This is a genomic window from Micromonospora sp. NPDC004704, from assembly GCF_053601675.1.
Genome location: NZ_JBSGCD010000009.1, coordinates 203156 through 228011 on the forward strand (window position 1 = coordinate 203156; position 24856 = coordinate 228011).

General features: G+C 71.3%; 18 protein-coding genes. 15 read left to right on the forward strand and 3 right to left on the reverse strand.

Annotated elements, in window-relative coordinates:
* Positions 1-42: 42 nt before the first annotated feature.
* From carA to ACWEFB_RS15795, 15 genes are all read left to right on the forward strand, one after another.
* On the forward strand, positions 43-1230 hold the full coding sequence (carA, locus tag ACWEFB_RS15725) for a glutamine-hydrolyzing carbamoyl-phosphate synthase small subunit (protein WP_452286058.1): 1188 nt from the start codon (positions 43-45) through the stop codon (positions 1228-1230).
* Entirely contained in the window at positions 1223-4597 is a 3375-nt protein-coding gene (carB, locus tag ACWEFB_RS15730) for a carbamoyl-phosphate synthase large subunit (protein WP_452285951.1), read from the forward strand. Before carA ends, carB begins: the two co-directional genes overlap by 8 nt.
* Positions 4594-5604: a quinone-dependent dihydroorotate dehydrogenase gene (locus ACWEFB_RS15735; RefSeq protein WP_326559446.1), complete on the forward strand. Its 1011-nt coding sequence runs from the start codon at positions 4594-4596 to the stop codon at positions 5602-5604. The genes carB and ACWEFB_RS15735 overlap by 4 nt, the downstream gene beginning before the upstream one ends.
* On the forward strand, positions 5601-6875 hold the full coding sequence (locus ACWEFB_RS15740; RefSeq protein WP_452285953.1) for an adenosylmethionine--8-amino-7-oxononanoate transaminase: 1275 nt from the start codon (positions 5601-5603) through the stop codon (positions 6873-6875). The genes ACWEFB_RS15735 and ACWEFB_RS15740 overlap by 4 nt, the downstream gene beginning before the upstream one ends.
* A gap of 176 nt (positions 6876-7051) precedes the next feature.
* Positions 7052-7894 carry an orotidine-5'-phosphate decarboxylase gene (gene pyrF / locus ACWEFB_RS15745; protein WP_452285955.1) on the forward strand — a complete coding sequence of 281 codons (843 nt, stop codon included), beginning with the start codon at positions 7052-7054 and terminating at the stop codon, positions 7892-7894.
* Between the two features lie 171 nt (positions 7895-8065).
* Positions 8066-8383: an integration host factor, actinobacterial type gene (mihF, locus tag ACWEFB_RS15750; protein WP_326559443.1), complete on the forward strand. Its 318-nt coding sequence runs from the start codon at positions 8066-8068 to the stop codon at positions 8381-8383.
* A 104-nt stretch (positions 8384-8487) separates the two neighbouring features.
* Entirely contained in the window at positions 8488-8949 is a 462-nt protein-coding gene (locus tag ACWEFB_RS15755) for a guanylate kinase (protein ID WP_452286059.1), read from the forward strand.
* Positions 8950-8969: 20 nt separating this feature from the next.
* Positions 8970-9233 carry a DNA-directed RNA polymerase subunit omega gene (gene rpoZ / locus ACWEFB_RS15760; RefSeq protein ID WP_007075826.1) on the forward strand — a complete coding sequence of 88 codons (264 nt, stop codon included), beginning with the start codon at positions 8970-8972 and terminating at the stop codon, positions 9231-9233.
* 19 nt (positions 9234-9252) lie between these two features.
* Positions 9253-10461 (forward strand): bifunctional phosphopantothenoylcysteine decarboxylase/phosphopantothenate--cysteine ligase CoaBC, encoded by a 1209-nt coding sequence (gene coaBC, locus ACWEFB_RS15765; RefSeq protein ID WP_452285958.1) that lies wholly within the window; start codon positions 9253-9255, stop codon positions 10459-10461.
* Between the two features lie 87 nt (positions 10462-10548).
* Positions 10549-11742 (forward strand): methionine adenosyltransferase, encoded by a 1194-nt coding sequence (gene metK / locus ACWEFB_RS15770; RefSeq protein WP_326559440.1) that lies wholly within the window; start codon positions 10549-10551, stop codon positions 11740-11742.
* A 59-nt stretch (positions 11743-11801) separates the two neighbouring features.
* Positions 11802-13799: a primosomal protein N' gene (locus ACWEFB_RS15775; protein ID WP_452286061.1), complete on the forward strand. Its 1998-nt coding sequence runs from the start codon at positions 11802-11804 to the stop codon at positions 13797-13799.
* Between the two features lie 144 nt (positions 13800-13943).
* Positions 13944-14942: an AAA family ATPase gene (locus tag ACWEFB_RS15780; protein ID WP_326559439.1), complete on the forward strand. Its 999-nt coding sequence runs from the start codon at positions 13944-13946 to the stop codon at positions 14940-14942.
* A gap of 442 nt (positions 14943-15384) precedes the next feature.
* The gene (def, locus tag ACWEFB_RS15785) at positions 15385-15945 is read left to right on the forward strand and encodes a peptide deformylase (RefSeq protein ID WP_452285960.1); all 561 of its coding nucleotides are present in this window, start codon (positions 15385-15387) and stop codon (positions 15943-15945) included.
* 5 nt (positions 15946-15950) lie between these two features.
* Positions 15951-16895 (forward strand): methionyl-tRNA formyltransferase, encoded by a 945-nt coding sequence (gene fmt, locus ACWEFB_RS15790; RefSeq protein ID WP_452285962.1) that lies wholly within the window; start codon positions 15951-15953, stop codon positions 16893-16895.
* Positions 16895-18469 carry an RsmB/NOP family class I SAM-dependent RNA methyltransferase gene (locus ACWEFB_RS15795; RefSeq protein ID WP_452286063.1) on the forward strand — a complete coding sequence of 525 codons (1575 nt, stop codon included), beginning with the start codon at positions 16895-16897 and terminating at the stop codon, positions 18467-18469. Before fmt ends, ACWEFB_RS15795 begins: the two co-directional genes overlap by 1 nt.
* A gap of 84 nt (positions 18470-18553) precedes the next feature.
* On the opposite strand, the gene ACWEFB_RS15800 is transcribed toward ACWEFB_RS15795, so the two are convergent.
* The 3 genes from ACWEFB_RS15800 to ACWEFB_RS15810 all read right to left on the reverse strand — a co-directional run bounded on the left by ACWEFB_RS15800 (position 18554) and on the right by ACWEFB_RS15810 (position 24833).
* Positions 18554-19444, reverse strand: a complete 891-nt coding sequence (locus ACWEFB_RS15800) for a septum formation family protein (protein WP_452285964.1) — start codon at positions 19442-19444, stop codon at positions 18554-18556.
* Between the two features lie 151 nt (positions 19445-19595).
* Positions 19596-21290 (reverse strand): glycosyltransferase family 39 protein, encoded by a 1695-nt coding sequence (locus ACWEFB_RS15805; protein WP_452285966.1) that lies wholly within the window; start codon positions 21288-21290, stop codon positions 19596-19598.
* Positions 21291-21353: 63 nt separating this feature from the next.
* A complete protein-coding gene (locus tag ACWEFB_RS15810; protein WP_452285968.1) occupies positions 21354-24833 on the reverse strand; it encodes an FG-GAP-like repeat-containing protein in 3480 nt (1159 codons plus the stop codon).
* Positions 24834-24856: the final 23 nt, after the last annotated feature.

Here is a 24856-nt window from a genome sequence, read left to right on the forward strand (position 1 = left end):
TGAGCTTGCGAGCCCCGCAGTCCCGATCGGAGGTAAGTCATGATGCGACGCAGGCCCGCGATCCTCGTACTGGAGGATGGCCGGACGTTCCACGGTGAGGCGTACGGCAGTGTGGGGGAGACCTTCGGTGAGGCGGTCTTCAACACCGGGATGACCGGTTACCAGGAGACCCTGACCGACCCGTCCTACCACCGTCAGGTCGTGGTGCAGACCGCGCCGCACATCGGCAACACCGGGGTCAACGGCGAGGACGACGAGTCGGGCCGGATCTGGGTGGCCGGTTACGTGGTCCGCGACCCGGCCCGGATCGGCTCCAACTGGCGGGCGTCCGGCGGTCTGGAGGACCGGCTCGCCGCCGAGGGTGTGGTCGGCATCTCCGGGATCGACACCCGCGCGCTGACCCGTCATCTGCGGGACAAGGGTGCCATGCGGGTCGGCATCTCCAGCCTCGATGACGACCCGCAGGCCCTGCTGGCCCGGGTCCGGGCCACCCCGGAGATGGTCGGCGCGGACCTGTCGGCGGAGGTGACCACGCCCCGGCCGTACACGGTCGACGCGCAGGGCGCGCACCGGTTCACGGTCGCCGCGCTGGACCTGGGGATCAAGCGCAACGTCCCGCGCCGGCTCGCCGCCCGTGGGGTGACCACCCACGTCCTGCCGGCCTCGTCGAGCATCGAGGACCTGCTCGCCACCGGTGCGGACGCGGTCTTCTTCTCGCCCGGTCCGGGCGACCCGGCGACCGCCGACCACCCGGTCGGGCTGGCCCGTGAGGTGCTCAGCCGGCGGATCCCGCTGTTCGGCATCTGCTTCGGCAGCCAGATCCTCGGCCGGGCGCTCGGCTTCGGCACCTACAAGCTGGGCTACGGCCACCGGGGCATCAACCAGCCGGTCCTGGACCGGGTCACCGGGCGGGTCGAGGTGACCTCGCACAACCACGGCTTCGCGGTCGACTGGCCGGGGCGTGAGCCCGGCGGGGATGTGCCGGCGGGCCAGTTCATCGAGACCGACTTCGGCGCGGTCGAGGTCAGTCACGTCTGCCTCAACGACAATGTGGTCGAGGGCCTGCGGGCGAAGGACGTACCCGCTTTCACCGTGCAGTACCACCCCGAGGCAGCCGCCGGCCCGCACGACGCGGACTACCTCTTCGATCGCTTCGCGGAGCTGATCGAGGGCGAGCGGCAGCCGGGGCGTGGCCAGGGCAACAAGAACGAGGGCGGGAACCATGCCTAAGCGGACCGATTTGCGCCACGTACTCGTGATCGGTTCCGGTCCGATCGTGATCGGACAGGCCTGCGAGTTCGACTACTCCGGCACCCAGGCCTGCCGGGTGCTGCGCAGCGAAGGCCTGCGGGTCAGCCTGGTCAACTCGAACCCGGCGACGATCATGACCGACCCCGAGTACGCCGACGCCACCTACGTCGAGCCGATCACCCCGGACTTCGTCGAGCTGGTCATCGCCAGGGAGCGGCCGGACGCGCTGCTTGCCACCCTGGGCGGCCAGACCGCGCTGAACACGGCGGTGGCGCTGCACGAGTCGGGTGTGCTGGAGAAATACGGCGTGGAGCTGATCGGCGCCGACATCGACGCGATCCGCCGGGGCGAGGACCGGCAGCTCTTCAAGGAGGTCGTCGCCAAGGCGGGGGCCCGGATCGGCATCGCCGACCCGACCTCGCTGGTGCCCCGCTCGCGGGTCTGCCACTCGATGGACGAGGTTCGCCAGACCGTCGGCGAGCTGGGGCTCCCGGTGGTGATCCGGCCGTCGTTCACCATGGGCGGGCTCGGTTCCGGCATGGCGCACACCGACGAGGACCTGGCCCGGATCGCCGGGGCGGGGCTGACCGCAAGCCCCGTGCACGAGGTCCTGATCGAGGAGAGCGTGCTCGGCTGGAAGGAGTACGAGCTCGAGCTGATGCGCGACCGCCATGACAACGTGGTGGTGGTCTGCTCGATCGAGAACATCGACCCGATGGGTGTGCACACCGGCGACAGCGTCACCGTCGCACCGGCCATGACGCTCACCGACCGGGAGTACCAACACCTGCGTGACCTCGGCATCGCGGTCCTGCGCGAGGTCGGGGTGGACACCGGCGGGTGCAACATCCAGTTCGCGGTCAACCCGACCGACGGCCGGATCGTCGTGATCGAGATGAACCCCCGGGTCTCCCGCTCGTCCGCGTTGGCCTCGAAGGCGACCGGCTTCCCGATCGCCAAGATCGCGGCGAAGCTCGCCATCGGCTACACCCTGGACGAGATCCCGAACGACATCACCCTCCAGACCCCGGCCGCGTTCGAGCCGACGCTGGACTACGTGGTGGTCAAGATTCCTCGGTTCGCGTTCGAGAAGTTCCCCGGCGCCGACCCGGAGCTGACCACCACGATGAAGTCGGTGGGCGAGGCGATGAGCCTGGGCCGCAACTTCACCGAGGCGCTGAACAAGGCGATGCGCTCGATGGAGACGAAGGCGGCCGGATTCTGGACCGTACCGGACCCGGCCGGGTCGACGGTCGAGTCCACCCTCACCGCCCTGGCTACCCCACACGACGGCCGACTGTACACAGTGGAGCGAGCGCTCCGGTTGGGTGCCTCGGTCGCCGAGGTCTCCGCCGCCTCCGGCGGCATCGACCCCTGGTTCCTGGACCAGATCGCCTCCCTGGTCGACCTGCGGGAGGAGATCGTCGCCGCGCCCGTACTCGACGCGGCGATGCTGCGTCGGGCCAAGCGGGCAGGGTTGTCCGACCGGCAGATCGCCGCGCTGCGCCCGGAACTCGCGGCCGAGGACGGGGTACGCGTCCTGCGGCACCGGCTCGGGCTGCGCCCGGTCTACAAGACCGTGGACACCTGCGCGGCCGAGTTCGCTGCCACCACCCCGTACCACTACTCGTCCTACGACGAGGAGACCGAGGTCGCCGGCTCGGACCGGCCCAAGGTGCTGATCCTGGGCTCGGGGCCGAACCGGATCGGGCAGGGGATCGAGTTCGACTACTCGTGCGTGCACGCCGTACTGGCGTTGCAGGGCGCGCCGCTGCCGGGCGCGGTCGGCACCGGGTACGAGACCGTGATGGTCAACTGCAACCCGGAGACCGTCTCCACCGACTACGACACCGCCGACCGGCTCTACTTCGAACCGCTCACCTTCGAGGACGTGCTCGAGGTCTGGCACGCCGAGGACAGTTCCGGCAAGGCGGCCGGGGGTCCCGGTGTGGTCGGGGTGATCGTCCAGCTCGGTGGGCAGACCCCGCTCGGCCTGGCCCAGCGGCTCAAGGACGCCGGGGTGCCGATCGTCGGCACCTCCCCGGAGTCGATCAACCTGGCCGAGGACCGGGGCGCGTTCGGCGCGGTGCTCGCCCGAGCCGGCCTGCGGGCCCCCGAGCACGGCACCGCCACCTCGTACGACGAGGCCAAGGCGATCGCCGACGAGATCGGGTACCCGGTGCTGGTCCGGCCGTCGTACGTGCTCGGCGGTCGGGGCATGGAGATCGTCTACGACGACCCGACCCTGCGCGACTACATCGGCCGGGCGACCGACATCTCGCCGGACCACCCGGTGCTGGTCGACCGGTTCCTCGACGACGCGATCGAGATCGACGTGGACGCGCTCTGCGACGCCGACGGCGAGGTCTACATCGGTGGCGTGATGGAGCACATCGAGGAGGCCGGCATCCACTCCGGCGACTCGTCCTGCGCCCTGCCGCCGATCACCCTCGCGAGTTCGCACCTGGCGGCCGTACGCCGCTACACCGAGGCGATCGCCCGTGGTGTCGGCGTACGCGGCCTGCTCAACGTGCAGTACGCGCTCAAGGACGACGCCCTGTACGTGCTGGAGGCCAACCCGCGCGCCTCGCGTACGGTCCCGTTCGTCTCCAAGGCGACCGCGGTGCCGCTGGCCAAGGCGGCGGCCCGGATCATGCTCGGCGCCCGGATCGCCGACCTGCGCGCGGAGCGGCTGCTCCCGCCGACCGGGGACGGCGGCACGATGCCGGTCGACGCCCCGATCGCGGTCAAGGAGGCGGTGCTCCCGTTCAAGCGGTTCCGTACCCGCGCCGGGCAGGGGGTCGACTCGCTGCTCGGTCCGGAGATGAAGTCCACCGGTGAGGTGATGGGCATCGACGTGGCGTTCGGGCACGCGTTCGCCAAGTCCCAGGCGGCCGCGTACGGCTCGCTGCCGACCGCCGGCAAGGTCTTCGTCTCGGTGGCCAACCGGGACAAGCGCGCCATGATCTTCCCGGTGAAGCGGCTGGCCGACCTCGGGTTCGAGATCGTCGCCACCGTCGGCACCGGCGAGGTCCTGCGCCGGCACGGCATCTCCTGCGAGCTGATCCGCAAGCACTACGAGGAGGCCGGTGCCGGTCCGGACGCGGTCTCGTTGATCGCGGCCGGTGAGGTGGCCCTGGTCATCAACACCCCGCAGGGCTCCGGTGCCAGCGCCCGGTCCGACGGCTACGAGATCCGCAGCGCGGCGGTGAACGCGGACATCCCGTGCATCACCACCGTGCCGGGTGCGGCGGCGGCGGTGATGGGCATCGAGGCGCTGATCCGCGGCGACATGGCCGTACGCCCGTTGCAGGAGCTGCACGCCGCCCTGCGGGCCGGCGAGTGATCTTCGAGCGGGTGGTCCGCCCCGCGCTGTTCCGGCTCGGTGGCGGTGACGCCGAGACGGCACACGAGTGGACCCTGCACCGGCTGGCCGCCCTCTCCGGGCGGCCGGCCGCGCTGGCCGCGCTCCGGTCCGCGTACGCGGTGGCGGCGCCGCGCCGGGTCTTCGGGTTGGACTTCCCCAACCCGGTCGGGCTGGCCGCCGGGATGGACAAGAACGGGGTGGCACTGCCGGCCTGGCCGGCGCTGGGCTTCGGTTTCGTCGAGGTCGGCACGGTCACCGCACACGCCCAGCCGGGCAATCCCCGGCCCCGGCTGTTCCGGCTGCCGGAGAGCACCGCGGTGATCAACCGGATGGGGTTCAACAACGAGGGGGCGCAGGCGTTGGCCCGGCGGCTGGCGGCCGGGCCGGGGCTGCGCGTACCGCTGGGCATCTCGCTGGGCAAGTCGAAGGTGACCCCGCTGGACGACGCGGTGGGCGACTACGTCGCCTCCTACCGGGCGCTGCGGGAGCACGGCGACTACTTCGCGGTCAACGTCTCGTCGCCGAACACCCCGGGCCTGCGCGCGTTGCAGGACCGGGAGCACCTCGACGCGCTGCTCGACGCACTGGTGGGGGAGAAGCCGGTGCTGGTGAAGATCGCCCCGGACCTCACCGAGCCGGCCATCGCCGAACTGCTGCGGGTCTGTCTCGACCGGGGCGCGGCGGGTGTCATCGCCACCAACACCACGCTCGGCCGCGGCGGCCTCGCCGCCGCCGACGAACCCCGGGGTACGGAGACCGGTGGCCTGTCCGGTCGGCCGCTGACCGCACGGGCCCGGGAGGTGGTCTCCTTCGTCCACCGGGAGACCGGCGGGGCGCTGCCGGTGATCGGGGTCGGCGGGATCATGGATCCGGACGACGCGAACCGCCTCTTCGACGCCGGGGCGAGCCTGGTGCAGCTCTACACCGGCTTCATCTATCGCGGGCCGGGTCTGGCCCGCGCGATCGCGCGGTCGGCCCGGCCGTGACCCCCGCCGAGTTGCTCGCCGCCGACGCCGCGCACGTCTGGCACCCGTACGCGCCGATGCCCGCGACCACGCAGCCCTACCTCGTCACCGAGGCCGAGGGCGTACGCCTGCGGCTGGCCGACGGGCGTGAGCTGGTCGACGGGATGTCGTCGTGGTGGGCCGCGATCCACGGTTACCGGCATCCGGTCCTGGACGCCGCCGTCACCGGGCAACTCGGCCGGATGAGCCACGTGATGTTCGGTGGGCTGACCCACGGGCCGGCGATCGAGCTGGCCCGCAACCTGGTCGACCTCACCCCGCCCGGACTGGAGCACGTGTTCCTCTGCGACTCCGGCTCGGTCAGTGTCGAGGTGGCGGTCAAGATGGCCCTGCAGTACCAGCTCGGCCGGGGTCGCCCGGAGCGGCACCGGTTGGCCACCTGGCGCGGTGGTTACCACGGGGACACGTTCCAGCCGATGAGCGTCTGCGATCCCGAGGGCGGGATGCACCACCTCTGGCGGGACGTGTTGCCCCGGCAGGTGTTCGCGCCCGTACCGCCGGCCGGCTTCGACGCACCGGTGGACGAGGACTACGCGGCGGTGCTGGCCGACCAGGTCGCCCGGTACGCGCACGAGCTGGCGGCGGTCATCGTCGAGCCGGTGGTGCAGGGCGCCGGGGGCATGCGGTTCCACAATCCGCACTACCTACGGGTGCTGCGCGAGGTCACCGCCGCGCATGGGGTGTTACTCATTTTCGACGAGATCGCTACGGGTTTCGGTCGCACCGGTACGTTCTTCGCCGCCGAGCACGCGGGGGTCACCCCGGACGTGATCTGCGTCGGGAAGGCGCTCACCGGTGGCTACCTGAGCCTCGCGGCGGCGCTCTGCACACCGGAGGTGGCCCGGGGAATCGGGGCCGGTGGTGTGTTGGCGCACGGGCCGACGTTCATGGGGAACCCGCTCGCGTGTGCCGTCGCGAACGCCTCCATCGGGCTGCTGCGGGCCGGAAACTGGCCGGCGGAGGTGGCGAGGGTGCAGGCGGGTCTCCGGACGGGTCTGGAGCCGTTGCGTGGCACGCCGGGCGTGGCCGACGTACGGGTGCTCGGCGCGATCGGTGTGGTGCAGCTCGACCACGAGGTCGACCTGCCGGCCGCGACCGCCGCAGCGGTGGACCGGGGGGTGTGGCTGCGCCCGTTCCGCGACCTGGTCTACACCATGCCGCCGTATGTGACCGACGACGAGGACCTGGCCCGGATCGGCGCGGGGGTGGCCGCCGCCGTCGCCGCGGGCTGATCCGCCGTCACCCCGCCGGCCACCACCACCGGTGGCCGCCGACATCCGGTCCCCGTACCGGGAGGGCCGGCTGCCGGACCGCGGAAGGCTGCGTGCCGCACCCGCGACGCCGGGTGCGTACCGGGAGGGCTGGAGCCGTGGCGCGCCCCGCGTCGTGGCGAGGAGAGGAGAGCGCGATGGAGAGCTTCGGGACGCGGCTGCACCGGGCGATGGCGGAGCGGGGGCCGCTCTGTGTGGGTATCGACCCGCACGGCGCGCTGCTGGACCGCTGGGGACTGCCCGACGACGTGACCGGGTTGGCGCGGTTCAGCGAGACGGTGGCCGAGGCACTGGGCGACCGGGTCGCGGTGGTGAAGCCGCAGTCGGCGTTCTACGAGCGCTTCGGGTCCCGAGGACTCGAGGTACTTGAGTCAACTATCCGACAGTTGAGAGATGCCGGAGCTCTTGTGCTTCTGGATGTCAAGCGTGGTGACATCGGCTCCACGGTGAGCGCGTACGCCGCCGCGTATCTCGATCCATCCAGTCCGCTGTATGTCGATGCGATCACCGCGAGTCCGTATCTGGGCGTCGGCTCGCTCGCGCCGATGTTCGACACGGCGGCGGCGCACGGCGGCGGCGTCTTCGTGCTCGCGCTCACCTCCAATCCGGAGGGTCCGGCCGTTCAACACGCCCGCGGCGCCGACGGCCGGACCGTCGCGCAAACCGTGATCGACGAGATTTCCCAGCTCAACGCGGGTGCCGAGCCGCTCGGAAGTTTCGGGCTGGTGGTCGGCGCGACGATCGGCGAGACCGGTCACGACCTGTCCCGCGTGCACGGCCCGATGCTCGCGCCCGGTCTCGGCGCCCAGGGCGGGAGCGCTGCCGACCTGCGTACGGTCTTCGGTCGGGACCTGACCGCGGTGCTGCCGTCGTACTCCCGCGAGGTGCTCGGGCACGGCCCGGACCGGTCCGCGCTGCGCGCCGCCGCGGACCGCGCGCTGGCCGATTGTCGGGCCGTACTCGACCGCGCCGGTGAGTGATAGCTCGGTCACGGTCGCATGATCATGGCGCGTCCACGTTGCCGAAAACTCTGCTGACCGCTAGTTTTCCCGGCGCTGGGAACCACATACCCCTTTGGTTTCCAGCCACCCCACGTTTCACAGATGCGGCGGTGCGTTCCGCCCGTCGCGATAGGGACCTGAGGAGAACTGGTGCCGCTCCCCCAACTGAGCCCCGAACAGCGTGCAGCCGCGCTGGAGAAGGCTGCGGAGATCCGCAAAGCCCGTGCTGAGCTGAAGGAGCAGCTCAAGCAGGGCAAGACCACCCTCGCCGCCGTCCTCGACCGGGCGGAGGGCGACGACGTCGTCGGCAAGCTGAAGGTTTCGGCCGTCCTCCAGGCGATGCCGGGGATCGGCAAGATCCGGGCGACCCAGATCATGGAGAAGCTCAAGATCGCCGACAGCCGGCGTCTGCGCGGCCTGGGTGACCAGCAGCGCAAGGCACTGCTTGGTGAGTTCGCCGCCAACTAGTTAGTGGCAGCGTGTAGAAACAAGCAGTGAGTACGGTGGACGACGCGCGCCCGGCGGCTCGTCTCACGCTCCTTGCCGGTCCTGCCGGGGCCGGCAAGGAGAGCGTGATCGAGCTGATCCGGGCGCGTTCGCCCGTGTTGTGGGTATCGGTCCCGATGACCACCAGATCCCGTTGCCCGTACGAGGCCGACGGGACGCGTCTGTTCGTGGACCGCGACGAGTTCGAGGCGCTGATCGCCGCCGACGAACTGATCGAGTGGGACCGCTACGCCGGCCACCTGCACGGCACGCCGCGCCAGCCGGTCCAGACCCGGTTGCGGGCCGCCCAGCCGGTGCTGCTCAGTCTCGACCTGCCCGGCGCCCGGCGCGTACGGGCCGCGATGCCCGGGTCCCGTCTGGTGTACCTCGTCCCGCCGGGAGTGGTTCCGCCGGCCGCCCAACCGCACGACGGGGCGGAAATCGACCGGGTGGTGGTCAACGACTTCGTCGAGCGGGCAGCGGAGGAACTGGTAGGCTTGCTCGGTTCATCCTTTCTGACTCCGGCTCAGCCGCGTACCAGCGGTTGAGAGACACAGAGGTTTATCTCGTGGGTTCCATCGCCAATCCCGAAGGCATCACCAACCCTCCGATCGACGAGCTGCTGGAAAAGACCACCTCCAAGTACGCGCTGGTGATCTTCGCGGCCAAGCGGGCCCGCCAGGTCAACGCCTACTACAGCCAGCTCGGTGAGGGTCTGCTGGAGTACGTCGGACCCCTGGTCGAGACCACCCCGCAGGAGAAGCCGCTGTCGATCGCGATGCGCGAGATCAACGCGGGCCTGCTCACCGCCGAGCCGACCGACCAGCCGTAGCAGGACCGAAAGATCGCTCATGCCCGCTCAGGTCGTTCTTGGCGTAGGCGGGGGCATCGCCGCGTACAAGGCCTGTGAACTGCTCCGGCTCTTCACCGAGTCGGGGCATGACGTCCGGGTCGTACCGACGGCCTCGGCCCTGCGTTTTGTCGGCGCCCCGACCTGGGCGGCGCTCTCCGGCAAGCCGGTCGCGGACGATGTCTGGGCCGAGGTGCACGAGGTCCCGCACGTCCGCATCGGTAAGCAGGCGGATCTCGTCGTGGTCGCACCGACCACCGCCGACCTGCTGGCCAAGGTCGCGCACGGGCTGGCCGACGACCTGCTCACCAACACGCTGCTGACCGCCCGTTGCCCGGTGGTCCTGGCGCCGGCGATGCACACCGAGATGTGGGAGCACCCGGCGACGGTGGCCAACGTGGCGACGCTGCGCGCTCGCGGCGTACTTGTCATCGAGCCCGCCAGCGGACGGCTGACCGGCGCGGACACCGGCAAGGGTCGACTGCCCGACCCGGCGGAGATCTTCGCGATCGCCCGGCGGACGCTGACCCGGGGGACGGTGGCGCCGCGTGACCTGACCGGGCGTCGGGTGGTGGTCACCGCCGGTGGCACCAGGGAGCCGCTCGACCCGGTGCGGTTCCTGGGTAACCGATCCTCCGGTAAACAGGGTTACGCCTTTGCCCGCACTGCTACTGTGCGTGGCGCTATGGTTACAGTGATTGCCGCCAACGTCTCGCTTCCCGACCCGGCCGGGGTGGAGGTGGTTCGCGTGTCCACCACGGAGGAACTGCGCAAGGCCACCCTCTCGGCGGCGGCGGACGCGGACGTGGTGGTGATGGCGGCGGCACCGGCGGACTTCCGCCCGGCGACGTACGCCGACCAGAAGATCAAAAAAACGGATGACGGTACGGCGCCCACCATCGAACTGGTCACCAACCCCGACATCGCCGCCGAACTCGGCGAACGGCGCCACACTCACCAGGTACTGGTCGCCTTCGCCGCCGAGACCCGTGAGGCCGAGCCCAACGCACGGGCGAAGCTGGCGCGGAAGAAGGCGGATCTGATCGTGGTCAACGAGGTGGGGCGGGACAAGGTGTTCGGCGCCGACTTCAATACTGCGGTCGTGCTGGGCGCGGATGGATCCAGGACGGTTTTCCCGGAACAATCCAAGGAAGACCTCGCCGACGGCGTCTGGGACCTGGTAACAACGCGCTTAACCGTTTCGTCTTAACCACTGAGCACACTGTCACCGAGGAAATGACCCATGTCCGCGGCGCTAGACTGCCGCCGACACTCTTCGAGATCCTTTAGGAGCACCGTGGCACGCCGCCTGTTCACTTCCGAGTCGGTCACGGAAGGCCACCCGGACAAGATCGCTGACCAGATCAGCGACGGCATCCTTGACGCGCTGCTGACCCAGGACCCGCGCAGCCGGGTGGCGGTCGAGACCCTCATCACCACCGGACAGGTGCACGTGGCGGGTGAGGTGACCACCAAGGCGTACGCCGACATCCCGACGATCGTCCGGGAGACGATTCTCGGGATCGGGTACGACTCGTCGAAGAAGGGTTTCGACGGGGCCTCGTGTGGTGTGAGCGTCTCCATCGGTTCCCAGTCGCCCGACATCGCGCAGGGCGTGGACAGCGCCCTCGAGCTGCGGTCGGGTTCCTCGGAGAGCGCGCTGGACGCGCAGGGTGCCGGTGACCAGGGCATGATGTTCGGCTTCGCCTGCTCCGAGACGCCCGAGCTGATGCCGCTGCCGATCGCGTTGGCGCACCGGCTGGCCCGCCGGCTCGCCTCGGCCCGCAAGGACGGCACGATCCCGTACCTGCGCCCGGACGGCAAGACCCAGGTCACCATCGAGTACGACGGGCTGCGCCCGGTCCGGCTGAACACGGTGGTCGTCTCCAGCCAGCACGCCGCGGACATCTCGCTGGAGTCGCTGCTGACCCCGGACGTACGCGAGCACGTCATCGCCCCGGAGCTCGAGGAACTGGGCCTGGAGACCGAGGGTTACCGGCTGCTGGTGAACCCGACCGGGCGGTTCGAGATCGGCGGCCCGATGGGCGACGCGGGTCTGACCGGCCGGAAGATCATTGTGGACACCTACGGTGGCTACGCCCGGCACGGCGGCGGCGCGTTCTCCGGCAAGGACCCGTCGAAGGTCGACCGGTCGGCGGCGTACGCGACCCGGTGGGTGGCGAAGAACGTGGTGGCCGCCGGGCTGGCCGAGCGGTGCGAGGTGCAGGTCGCGTACGCGATCGGCAAGGCGCACCCGGTGAGCCTGTTCGTGGAGACCTTCGGCACGGAGAACGTCCCGGTGGAGCGGATCGAGAAGGCGATCGGTGAGGTCTTCGACCTGCGCCCGGCCGCGATCATCCGTGACCTCGACCTGCTCCGTCCGATCTACCAGAAGACCGCCGCGTACGGCCACTTCGGTCGTGAGCTGCCGGATCTGACCTGGGAGGGCACCGACCGTGCCGCCGACCTCAAGTCGGCCGCAGGAGCCTGACCACCGCTAGGCGTACCGACCGGCAGTCCGCGAGCGGGCTGCCGGTCGCTCGCGTAGTGGTGGACGTGCCGCTGGCCCACCTGGACCGCCCGTTCGACTACCTGGTGCCCAGCGAACTCGCCGAGACGGCCCTGCCCGGCACGCGGGTCCGGGTCCGGTTCGCCGGCCAACTGGTCGACGGCTGGTTGCTGGAGCGGGTCGAGTCCTCAACCCACGACGGCCGGCTGACCTACCTGGAACGCCTCGTCTCGGCGGAACGGGTGCTCTCCCCGGAGATCGCCCGGCTGGCCCGCGCGGTCGCGGACCGGTACGCCGGTGGTCTGGTCGACGTGCTCCGGCTCGCCGTGCCACCCCGCCACGCCCGGGTCGAGTCGCAGGCCGCCCCCGCCCAGGCGACACCCGACCCGCCGCCGACCGACGTCGCGGCGCTCCCCGCCCAGGCGACACCCGGCCCGCCGCCGACCGACGTCGCGGCGCCCCCCGACCTGGCGGCGGGCGACCGACCCGGGCGGGGGTGGCGGGACTATCCCGCCGGACCGGGGTTCCTGCGGGCGCTCACCGACGGGCGACGCCCGCGTGCGGTCTGGTCGGCGCTGCCCGGGGAGGAGTGGGCGGCGCGGTTCGCCGAGGCGGCCGCGGCCACCGTACGCGGTGGGCGGGGAGTGGTCGCGGTGGTCGCCGACGCCCGTGACCTCGACCGCCTCGACGCGGCGCTCACCGCCGAACTCGGCACCGGACGGCACGTCGCGCTCTCCGCGGCGCTCGGCCCGGCCAAGCGTTACCGGGCCTTCCTCGCCGCCGCGCGGGGGCAGGTGCCGGTGGTGATCGGCACCCGGGCGGCGATGTTCGCCCCGGTCGACCGGCTCGGGCTGGTGGCGATCTGGGACGACGGCGACGACCTGCACTCCGAACCGCGCGCCCCGTACCCGCATGCCCGCGAGGTGCTGCTCACCCGTGCCCAACTCGGTGACGCGGCGGTCCTGGTGGCGGGGCACGCCCGGACCGCCGAGGCGCAACTGCTGGTCGAGACCGGTTGGGCGAAGGAGATCGTGGCCGACCGGGCGACGGTGCGGGCACGTACGCCGCAGGTGACACCGACCGGTGACGACCCACAACTGGCCCGGGATCCGGGGGCGGCGACCGCGCGGCTGCCGAGCCTGGCGTGGGAGGCGGCCCGGGCGGCGCTGCGGGCGGATCTGCCGGTGCTGGTCCAGGTGCCGCGTCGGGGGTACCTGCCCTCGGTCTCCTGCGCCAACTGCCGCGCTCCGGCCCGGTGCCCGCACTGCGCGGGGCCGCTCGCGCTGCGTTCGGCGAACGCCGTACCGAGCTGCCACTGGTGTGGGCGGGTCGCGGCGGCGTACACCTGCCCCGAGTGCGGGGGGCGGCGGCTGCGCGCGGCGGTGGTCGGCGCCCGGCGTACGGCGGAGGAGCTGGGGAGGGCGTTCGCCGGCGTGCCGGTACGGACCTCGGGTCGGGAGGAGGTGCTCGGTGAGGTGCCGGCGGAGGCCGGGCTGGTGGTGGCGACGCCCGGCGCGGAGCCGCTCGCGGCCGGCGGTGGGTACGGTGCGGTGCTGTTGCTGGACTCCTGGGCGCTGCTGACCCGGGCCGACCTGCGGGCCGCCGAGGAGGCGCTGCGGCGCTGGCTGACCGCTGCGGCGCTGGCCCGACCGGCGGCGGCCGGTGGCCGGGTGGTGCTGGTGGCCGACGGCGCGCTGGCGCCGGTGCAGGCGCTGCTGCGCTGGGATCCGGCCTGGTTCGCCGCCCGTGAGCTGGCCGAGCGCAGGGAGCTGGGCTTCCCGCCGGCGGCCCGGATGGCGAGCCTGACCGGGGCGCCCGACGCGGTCGCCGACCTGCTCGCGGTCACCCGGTTGCCGGCCGGGGCGGAGGTCCTCGGTCCGGTGCCGGCGGGGGAGGGGCAGGAGCGGATGCTGGTCCGGGTGCCCCGTGGCCGGGCCGGTGCGTTGGCGGTCGCGCTGCACGAGGCGGCCGGGGTACGCACCGCCCGCAAGGCCGGTCAGGCGGTACGGATCCAGGTCGATCCGCTGGATCTGTTCTGACCTGTGGTCCGCCGGGAGCCTGGTGTACGCGTGGTAACATCGCCCCTCATGTCGCCGCCCATTGGTGTGACGATGCCGTGATCACACCGGTTCGGTGTGTAATCGAGTGATCCTAATCAGTCTGCGATCAGGGGTGTGTGCGTCGTGACCGATCGTCAATCGATCGTTCTCAATGGAGATCTCGGCAGCGGTAAGAGCACCGTGTCGATCGAACTCGCCAAGCGACTCGGCCTGCGCCGAATCAGCGTCGGTGACCTGTACCGCGAGATGGCGCAGCGGCGTCAGATGACCACCCTGCAGCTCAACCTGCACGCCGAGCTCGACCAGGCGGTCGACGGGTACGTCGACCAGCTCCAGCAGGACATCGCCGACTCCGGCGAGCAGTTGATCGTCGACAGCCGCCTGGCCTGGCACTTCTTCCGGGACGCGCTGAAGATCCACATGATCACCGAGTCGACCGAGGCCGCCCGCCGGGTGCTGGCCCGCCCCTCCGGCCCGGCCGAGAGCTACACCTCGATCGAGGAGGCCCGGACCAAGCTCCGGGAACGCAGCGAGAGCGAGCGCAGCCGGTTCATCCTCCGGTACGGCGTGGACAAGGCCAAACTGCGCAACTACGACCTGATCTGCGACACCACCCGAGCCTCCGCCATGGAGGTCGTCGAGCACGTCATCGCCGCCTTCGAGGGCACCCTCGGCAAGCAGGTGCTCCAGGAGGCGCCGCCGCTGCTCCTGCTCGACCCCGGCCGGATCTACCCCAGCCAGGAGATCCAGGGGCTGCGCGGACTCTGGGAGTCGGACTTCGTCAACGACGTGGCGCAGGCAGGGGAGGCGGCCCTGGAACCGCTCAGCATCGGCTACACCGGCACCGACTTCTTTGTCGTGGACGGCCACCGGCGACTCAGCGCAGCCCTGCGCAACGGGTTCAAGCTGGTCCCCGGCCGACTGGTCGCCGAGGTCGACGAGCCCGTGGTCGGCGGCCGGTCCGCGGTCGAGTTCTTCCAGGCCGAGGTCGGCCTGGGCACGATCTACGACTGGGACGCGGCGCACGGCGTACGGCTGCCGCTGCCCGAACACGTGCTCGCCCAGGCCGACACCGCCCCGGCCGACCCGATCCTCGCCAGCGAGGCCGGCATCTCCTCGTAACGGGCCACCCGGCACCGCCGGGCGGCATGACGGATCCTCGGATCCGGCTCCGGAGGTACGACGGCGCGACGGCGGCGTGGTTGATCGCCAGTCACCCGACATCGCGGCGAGCCCGGCGAACGGCGTCCCGCCACGCACCGGATCGCCCGAGATACCGCGTGACCCCGGTCGCCCGGTCCCGTCGACGCGGGGGACAGCCGGGCTCAACCGGGTCGGGATGCCGGCCCACCGGGCCTGCCCACCCCGCACGGCCACGAGCGGCTGCCGGTGTCGGTGGCCTGAAATCAGCCGGTACCGCCGCCGTAGACTGGTACGGCAGCATCCTGTCTGCCCCCGTTCCGCCGGGGGCCGGTTTCTCCCGATGGTGGTCCGCCCGAGCGGGCTTCCCGCCGGGCGACCGACCCGCCGGTAACGTCGTCCCCCAGCTAAGGAGCCGTCCCGCGTGACCGTCCAGCCCATCCGTCTGTTCGGGGATCCGGTGCTGCGCACGCCGGCCGAGCCGGTGGTCGACTTCGACGCCGAGCTGCGCAAGCTGGTCGCCGACCTCACCGACACGATGCGTGACCGCAACGGTGCCGGTCTGGCCGCCCCACAGCTCGGGGTCGGCCTGCGGGTGTTCACCTTCGACGTGGACGACGTGGTCGGTCACCTGATCAACCCGGTGCTCTCCTTCCCGGACGAGGAGGAGCAGGACGGCCCGGAGGGCTGCCTGTCCATCCCCGGGCTCTACTTCGACACCGTGCGCCGGCAGAACGTCGTGGCCAAGGGCTTCAACTCGTACGGCGACCCGCTGCAGATCGTCGGCACCGGGCTGATGGCCCGGTGCGTACAGCACGAGACCGACCACCTCGACGGGGTGCTCTTCCTCGACCGGCTCTCCGTCGAGGGGCGCAAGGAGGCGATGAAGGCGATCCGCGCGGCGGACTGGTACGACGCCGGCGCCCCGCCGGTGATCAAGACCAGCCCGCACGGCGCGGGCAGTCCGTTCGGCCTGGGGAGGTGACCCGGATGCGCCTGGTCTTCGCCGGCACACCGGCCGTCGCCCTGCCCGCCCTGGAGGCGGTCGCCGCCTCCCGCCACGAACTGCTCGCCGTGGTGACCCGCCCGGACGCCCCCGCCGGACGCGGCCGTGGCCTGGTCCGCTCCCCGGTCGGCGCCTGGGCCGACGAGCACGGCATCGAGGTGCTCACCCCGGCCCGCCCGCGTGAGCCCGAGTTCCTGGCCCGGCTGACCGAGCTGGCCCCGGACTGCGTACCGGTGGTCGCGTACGGCGCGCTGGTGCCGCCGGCGGCACTGGAGATCCCCACCCACGGCTGGGTCAACCTGCACTTCTCGCTGCTACCCGCCTGGCGCGGGGCGGCGCCCGTACAGCACGCGGTGCTGCACGGCGACGCGGTGACCGGCGCCAGCGTGTTCCAGCTCGAAGCCGGGCTGGACACCGGCCCGGTGTACGGCACCCTGACCGACGAGATCCGCCCCACCGACACCTCCGGTGACCTGCTGACCCGACTCGCCGCCTCCGGCGCCGGACTGCTCGTGGCCGTGCTCGACGCGATCGAGGCGGGCACCGCCCGCGCCGAACCGCAGCCGGTCGACGGGGTCTCCCTGGCCCCGAAACTGACCGTCGCCGACGGCCAGGTCCGGTGGACCGAACCGGGCTTCGCGGTGGACCGGCGGATCCGGGCGGCCACCCCGGCACCCGGCGCCTGGACCACCTTCCGCGGCGACCGGGTCAAGCTCGGCCCGGTCCGACCGATCGCCAATTCACCCGATCTCAAACCAGGAGAGCTGCTCATCGAACGGACCCAGGTACTCGTCGGCACCGCCACCACCGCGGTCGCCCTCGGCGAGGTACGCGCTGCGGGCAAGAAGCCGATGCCGGCCACCGACTGGGCGCGCGGCGTCCGGGTCGCCCCGGGCGAGACCTTCCAGAACGCCGAGGTGACCGAGTGATCGCCTCGTCCGACAACCGCGACCAGACCCGCTCCGAGGACCGCCCGCCGGCCCGGTCGGACGACCGCCCGGCCCTCCGCTCCGACGCCCGTGGGGGACCGCGCTCCGAGGAACGGGGACGGCCCCGCTTCGACGACCGTGGCCGCCCCCGGGACGCCCGTGGCGGGCGGGACCGGTCCACCGGTACGGGCGGACGCGGTCGACCGGGCGGCCCACCGGCCGACCTGCCGCGCCTGGCGGCGTACGAGGCCGTGGCTGCGGTGCACCGGGACGACGCGTACGCGAACCTGGTGCTGCCGGGGCTCCTGCGCGACTGGGGACTGCACGGACGTGACGCCGCCTTCGCCACCGAGCTGACCTACGGCACGCTGCGGGTACGGGGCACCCTGGACGCGATCCTGGCCGTCGCGGCGGCACGCGAGGTCGCCCGGATCGACCCGCAGCCGCGCGACGCGCTGCGCATCGGTGCGTACCAGCTCCTCTACACCCGGGTGCCGGCCCACGCCGCCGTCTCCGCGACGGTCGAACTGGTCCGCTCGGTGGCACCCGGCGCGACCGGATTCGCCAACGCGGTGATGCGCGAGGTCGCCGGCAAGGACCTCGACACCTGGGTCGCCGAGCTGGCGCCCCCGTTCGAGACCGATCCGGTCGGGCACCTCTCGCTCGTCTACAGCCACCCGCAGTGGATCATCCGATCGTTCGCCGAGGCGCTCGGCGGTGACATGTCCGAGACCACGCGACTGCTGATCGAGGACAACGAGCGCCCGCCGGTGCACCTCTGCGCCCGGCCCGGCCGGGCCGACCCGGTCGCGCTCGCCGACGAGGTACGCGGCGCGCCCGGCGCCTTCTCGCCGTACGCCGTGTACCTGTCCGGCGGGGCGCCGGGTGACCTGGCCGCGATCAACGACGGCCGGGCGCACGTGCAGGACGAGGGTTCCCAACTCGTCGCCGCCGCGGTCGCCGCCGCCCCGGTCGAGGGGGAGGACAGCCGCTGGCTCGACCTCTGCGCCGGTCCCGGCGGCAAGGCCGGTCTGCTCGGCGCGCTCGCCGCACAGCGGGGAGCCACCCTCACCGCGGTCGAGGTGGCCGAGCACCGGGCCCGGCTGGTCTCCCAGGCGGTACGCGGCCTGCCGGTCAAGGTGCTCACGATGGACGGACGGACCGTCGGCGAGGACCCCGACCTGCCCTCGGGCGGATTCGACCGGGTACTGGTCGACGCACCCTGCACCGGGCTCGGGTCGTTGCGCCGCCGCCCCGAGTCGCGTTGGCGTCGCCAACCGTCCGACCTGCCGCCGCTGACCCGACTGCAACGGGAACTGCTCACCGCCGCCCTCCGGGCGGTCCGACCCGGTGGCGTGGTCGCGTACGTGACCTGTTCGCCGCACGTGGTGGAGACCCACGTGACGGTGACCGAGGCGGCGCGGCGTTCCGGCGTACCGGTCGATTTTGTCGATGCCCGGCCGCTGCTGCCGGCCGGCATGCCCGGCCTCGGCGACGGCCCCACCGTGCAGCTCTGGCCGCAGCGGCACGGGACCGACGCGATGTTCCTGGCGGTGCTGCGCCGCGGCGAGTAGCCGCCGCTCCCGATTTCCCGTACACCGACGCCCCGGCCGGATGGCCGGGGCGTCGGTGTGGTGTCTCTCGACCGTGGTGGTGCGTCAGTTGATCGGCAGCGCGCCCGGCCCGGCACCCTTCAGGGACCGGGTCAGAGAACGACCGTCGATCCAGAGGAAGCACTGCACCCCGCGGTTGCCGGCGTCCCAGTCGGCCTCGCTGGGGTAGTAGAAGATCCAGCCCGTGCGGTACTTCAGGTCGCTGTTGTTGGGCACCTTGGTGAAGGTGGCGATGACACCCATGCACCCCTTCTCGGTGCGGGCGTCGTCCTTGCGGAACGCGTCGTACGGGACGTCCGGCGCGGTCCAGATCCCGGCGAACTCGCTGTTGTGCTTAGCCGTGCAGGCGACCGGCTGCATCTGGTCGATGTCGTCCTTCACCAGCTTCGGCGTGAAGCAGCCGTACGCCAGACCGTGCTGGGTGGTCAGGGCGCCCTTGAGGCTGAGGTAACGGCTCACCACGTCGGGGTTGTCCAGACCCCCGGTCTCCACCAGATCGCACCGGAACCAGCGGGCGCCGCCTTCCCACGCGTAGCTCGACGGTGGCACCACGCTCACCGAGAGCCGGCCGCCACGCCAGTCTCCCCCGACGAACTCGTTGACCTTGCCGTCGCACTCGCCCCGAGCCGCCCGCATGCTGGGTGACCCCTCCGCCGGGGGACTGGTCCGATCAGCGTCGGCCCCGCCGAAGGTGCCCACGTGCACCGTCTCGGCGTCGTGCAACTGTCCACAGTCGACCGGCTGGTAGGAACTCAGGTAACCGACGTCCACCGGCCGTGGGTGGCAGGTGCCGGCCGGTGGGGTGAAACTGACCGGAGCCCCGATCGTGGCCCAGTCGTCGGTCAGGTCGCCGTCGACACCTTCGGGCAGGGCACAACCGCTCAGTACGAGGGCCGCCATGCCACCGAGAGCCACCGCGGTCAACCAACGTCGCATCTGTTTTGTCCTCCCCGGGGACCCGACGGCCGGCTACCGCGCCCCTGCCGGGCGCCGAAGGCCATCGGCCGAGCAGCATACCGGTACGCGCCCCGGTAGCGGCGGGCTGGCATCCCGGCACCGGCGGTGGTGCCGGGCGACGGCCGGTCGGCTACAGGATGCAGATGTCGGTGCCGGCGGTGCTCCCGGTCGGTAGCTCGATGAGCAGTACCCGGGCACCGCGGAAAAGGTGTTCGGACAAGGTGGCGCCCCTACCCAGGCGCTCGTTGAGGACCTTGTTCTCCGCGTCGGTGTAGTCGGTGGTCTCGAAGAGCCACAGCCGCGTACGTCCGGCCAACTGCGTTGCCGCGCTCACCCCCGGGCAGGCACCCGCCTCGGCCGGGTAGATGATGCCGTCGTCGGTCGGGCCGTAGTAGGACTGCGCGGTCCACGACTCCCGGCTGACAAAAAAGGCGTCGCCGGGCTGTTTGTGGTCCGCCACGTACCGGAGGGCTTCCCGGTACTCGGACAGGTTCCCACCGGAGCCGATCATGTAGGCGCTCGCCGGGTCTCGCAGACCATCGACGTCGGTACGCAGTTGCGGTCCCATGAGCGCGACGATGCCGACCAACGCCACCGCGCACCGCACCCAGCCGAGCACGGACCTCGTGGCCAACGGCGGCGACGCGGCCGAGGACGGCGATGCGGCTGACGGTGGCGATGCGGCTGACGGTGACGAGGCGGCGAAGCCCACCAGGATGATGAGCGTGGGCACGGCGTACACGGCGAGGCGGCCGGTCAGCGGGTAGGCGGAAACGGCACCACCGCCCAGACCGACGGCGATGGGGAGCAACAGCATCGCCACACTCAGGCCACCGATGCGCCGCCAGCACAACACCGCGCCGAGGAGCAGGATCAGGAGGAACAGGGTCAGCGACCACATTTCCAACGGATCCGTACCAAGGCCCGTGACCTTGTCGGAGAACCACGCCCAGGTCGCCGGAAGGTCCGTGAGCGGACGCTCCGGGTAGACGTGCGCCCGCTCCCAGAACGCGCGGAGCAGAGGGTCGGCCTGGCTGGCGCGGTACATGGGCAGTCCCATGGTCACCAGCAGAACCAGCCAGACCGGAATGGCGGCCATGAACCGACCGACGTTGCGCAGGCGCTCCTGCCGGGTCCGCCCCCGCTCGGCCAGCCGTTGCAGCACCAGCAACACGGCGAGCGCGCCCGCAACCGGAATCGCCAGCGCGCTCATCGTGACCCCGACCGCGGCGGCCACCCAGAAGACGATGCCCGCGCGCCAGGACAGCCGGTCGTGCTGCGCCAGCAGTACGGCGATGCAGACGATCAACGTCACCCAGAAGGCCTCGCTGCTGTACTGCTTGACCTGGTTCGAGTAGGCGATCAGTTGGGGTGCGACCGCGACCAGGGTGATCGTCGCCCAGGCCGCGGGCTTCGACATCAGGCGCCAACCGAAGTACGCGACGAGCGGCAGCAACGCCAGTCCGTAGAGCAGCGGCACCAGTCGCAGTGCCTGTTCGCCGGCACCGAAGGCGAGCAGCGCGATGCGCTCGAGCCACAGCCAGCCGATCGGCGCCGACTGCGAGTAGGTCAGCGGACGGAGCAGGAGTTCGAAGTTCCGGTCGTGGATGTTGTGCGCGATGAACAGTTCGTCGCCCCACATGCCCCGACCGAACATCCACTGCCGCACCCGGAGCGCCGCGCCGAGGAGAATCACCAGTCCGGCGACGGACCAGTAGAGCCGGATGTCGGCCCGGCGGGCAGCGGTCGGCTCCGCAGAAGCCTCCGGGCGGGCCGGAGCAGACTCCTCCGCGGACGCGGCGGAAACAGTGGGGGTGTCAAGCACGTCGCATGCTAGCACCGGGGAGTGCGGCGCCGGCCCCGTCGGACCGGCGCCCCACCCCGAGGGTCAGAGGACCTTGTTGAAGCCGTTCCAGCCGGTGCCGATGAGGGTTCCGCCGCTGGGGTTGGAGAACTGGCCGGCGGTGTTGGTGCCGTAGTAGGCCTGGAGATCGCCGTTGGCCTTCACCCCGAGCAGGTCGTTCTTGTTGTCGTTGTTGATGTCGCCGGGAGCGACCAGACCGACGGTGAAGATGTTCCAGCCGGTGCCCGCCAGCGCGGCGCCGTAGTCGCCGCAGAGCGCGAGGTAGGGCAGCCGGTTGTCGGGATAGTCCATCCACCAGTTCGCGATCCAGCCGGTGGAGCCGTGTGACGTCACGCCGTAGACCCAGTACGGGTTGCCGCTGACGGTCTGCCCGAGGCGCTGGCAGACCGGGGTGAACATGTCACCGTTGTTCAGCACGTCGATCGGGGTGGCGCAGGTGGTGGTGCTCGGGGAAGCCTCGCAGGCCGCGTTGGTGGTGCCGACGTTCACCCCGTCGACCCAGACGGTGTAGGTGGTGGCCGCCGGCCGGGCGCAGTTCGGCACGTCCGCGAGCTGGTTCTCGGCGTAGTCGACCAGGTACGCCGAGATCCACCCGGTCTTGTTGCGCGGTGTCACGACGGACACCCAGTACGGGTTCGCGCCCTGGTACTCGCCCTTGCGCTGGCAGATCGGCCGGAACCGTTCGGTCGGGTTGAGGGTGTCGATGACCGTCGGGCAGTTCGCGACACCCGGTGAGGCGTCGCAGGTGGCGTTCGGCTGGCGTACGTTCACCCCGGTCTGCCAGGTCGTGTACGTGATCCCGGTCGGCGTACGGAAGCCGCCCTTGCCGTTGCCCCGGATCAGGAACAGTTCGCCGTTCGACTTGCGTGCGTACAGGTCGACGGCTCCGTCACCGTCCACGTCGCCCGGTCCGACGATGCTGTCGTACGCCTGCCAGATCCCCCAGCCGAGGCGTACGGCGGCGGACTCGTCGGCCCAGCCGCCGAACCCGTTGCCCCGGTGCAGCACGACCTCACCGGTGCTCTTGCGGGCGATCAGGTCGGGGGCGCCGTCACCGTCCCAGTCGCCGGGCGCGACAACCAGGTTGTACTGGTTCCACCCGCTGGTCTTGACCGGATTGCCGTCGGCGTCCCAGTCCGTGATGATCTCGACCGCCTCGCGGCTGAAGCTGCCGGCGCCGGCACCGTAGTGGTAGACGAGGTCGCCGTCGGCCTCGACGACCAGCAGGTCGCTCCAGCCGTCACCGTCCCAGTCACCCGGGCGCAGGATGTGCAGCCAGCCCTGGCGGTTGCTGTCGATCTTCGTGCAGGTTCCGGTGCGGAAGTCCCCGGCGGTGTTGCCGATGTAGAAGCAGAGGTCGCCGGAGGGAGTCCGGCCGAGCAGGTCGACCTTGCCGTCGGTGTTCAGGTCGCCGCGCTTGGACTGCGGCCCGATCGGTGGGGTGGCGAAGAAGGTGTGGTCGGTGTCGGTGGTGACCGACGGGTTCACCCCGTCGAAGGTGCGTACATAGAGCGTTCCCGGGCCGGTCTGGGTGGGGATCAGCGTGACGGTCGCCGTACCGCCGGGGACGTTGGCGGCGACGTACTGGCTCGGTGCGTCGTTGTCGATCGCGACGTAGAAGCCGACGATGTCGGTGTTGCCCTTGGCGCTGATGGTGAACTGGCCGGGGATGCCGGCGGGCACGGTGCTGGACAGGCCGCTCGGGTCGTAGTCCGGGTACTGGGCGGAGGTGACGTCGACGTCCGCGCTCGGCATCGTCCGGTCAACCGTGAAGGCGCAGGTGCCGGACCAGCCCGAGTTGGCCCCGTCGGCGTCGCGGGTACGGACCCGCCAGTTGTAGGTGGTGCCGTCTACCAGGCCGGTCTTGAGCAGGATGGTGCTGGCCTGGAGGCCGTTGGAGACGGTCACGTTGCGCACCACGGTGGCGCCGCCGACCGGCCAGTAGTTGAACTCCGCGGTGACGTTGCCGCCGTCGGCGTCACTGGGTACCGCGCGCAGCGTGAGGTCGGTGTTGCCGATCTTGCCTCCGGCGCAGGCCACCCCGGGGGTGGTCACCAGGCCGGTGGGAACCGACGGGTTCGAGTTGTACTCGATCGCCAGGGTCGGGTTGTTCTGGAACTTCTTCCAGCCCAGGGTGTCGGTCTCGCTGCTGGCCCGCAGACCCAGGGTGACCTCCCCGGCGTTGGCGGCGGCCGAGACCCGTACGCCACCGGTGGCGTCGAAGTCGACCCCGCCACCCGGACACGAGGAGTTGTACCCCTTGGCCACGTTCACCGTGGCGAGCTTGGTCATCCAGGAGGGCTGGCTGTTCCAGGTCGTCGACGAGCTGATCCCGCCGGTGTGCCACAGCTCGACCGGTCGGGCGTTGCAGGACCAGGAGTGCGTCTCGTACGCCTGGAAGGTCGCCCGGATGATGTTCTTGCCCTTGACCCGGCTGGTGTCCAACCGGAAGAAGGACCGGTTGACCAGGTTGTCGGTGTCGGAGTGGCCCACCCGGGCGATGTCGGAGGAGTTCCAGTACTTGGTGGTCGGGAACGACTTCCAGACCGAGGTCCAGGCGAGCCGGCCGCCGCTGACGAAGGACGGGTCGAGGTAGACCGGGTACTTCGTACCGCTGCCCCGGAGCAGGTTCTGGTCCGGCGTCAGCGAGAGCGCGCCGGGGGTCACGGTGGTGTCCATGGCCGCCTGGTGCGCCCCGACGTTGGTGTCGAACGTACGGGCCTGCGCGGAGAGTCCGGGATCGGCCTGACCGGAGGAGTCCCACATGCGCGGTGTCGGTGCGGTGAACACCATCTTGCCGTCGCTGTTGTACGCGGTGATGTTGTCGGCGTTGTCGGTGTTCAGGGTGAGCCCGGTGGTGCCGAGGTCGAACCGGAGGGTGGCCAGTTCGGGGTTGGCCGCGGCCTGCGGGGTCTTGACCACCAGGACCTCGGAGAAGCCCTCCACATCGGCCTTGACCACCAGGTCGACGTCGGGCAGCACGTTGGCGTAGGTGGCGCTGTCCCCGGACAGGGTCGGGCGCGGCAGCGGCGCCTTCCAACCCATCCGCAGTTCCCTGCCGTCGCGGTCGAGCTTGACCAGCGTCGGGTCCCCGCCGCCGGAGAAGCTCAGACCGACCGCGGTCACCCTGGGGGCGATCCGTCCGTCCGGGCCGACGACCAGGGTGGTGTCCACCGGAGCCCAGGTGTTCCCGCGCTTGACCCGGACCGGCCGGACCCGCTGTTCGAGGGTGAACGTGCCCCCGGGGTTGGCGAAGACCTGCTGGGTTTCGGTGGTCAGCGCGTCGACCTCGATGCGCTTGCCGGAGCTGCGGGCGGCGGCGAGGGCGGCGGGTTCGGTGGCGTACCAGGCCTGGTCGTCGTCGGTGCCGGCGGTGGGACTGGCCGGCGTGGTCGGCTGGGCCGAGGCGGATGTGGATCCCACGGCCACGGCGCCGACGGTGGCGATCGTGGCGGTGACGGTGAGCAGCGAGAGGGCGCGCGACAGCGCCCGATGACGTGACATCAGGACCTCCCCGTTGCCCCGGG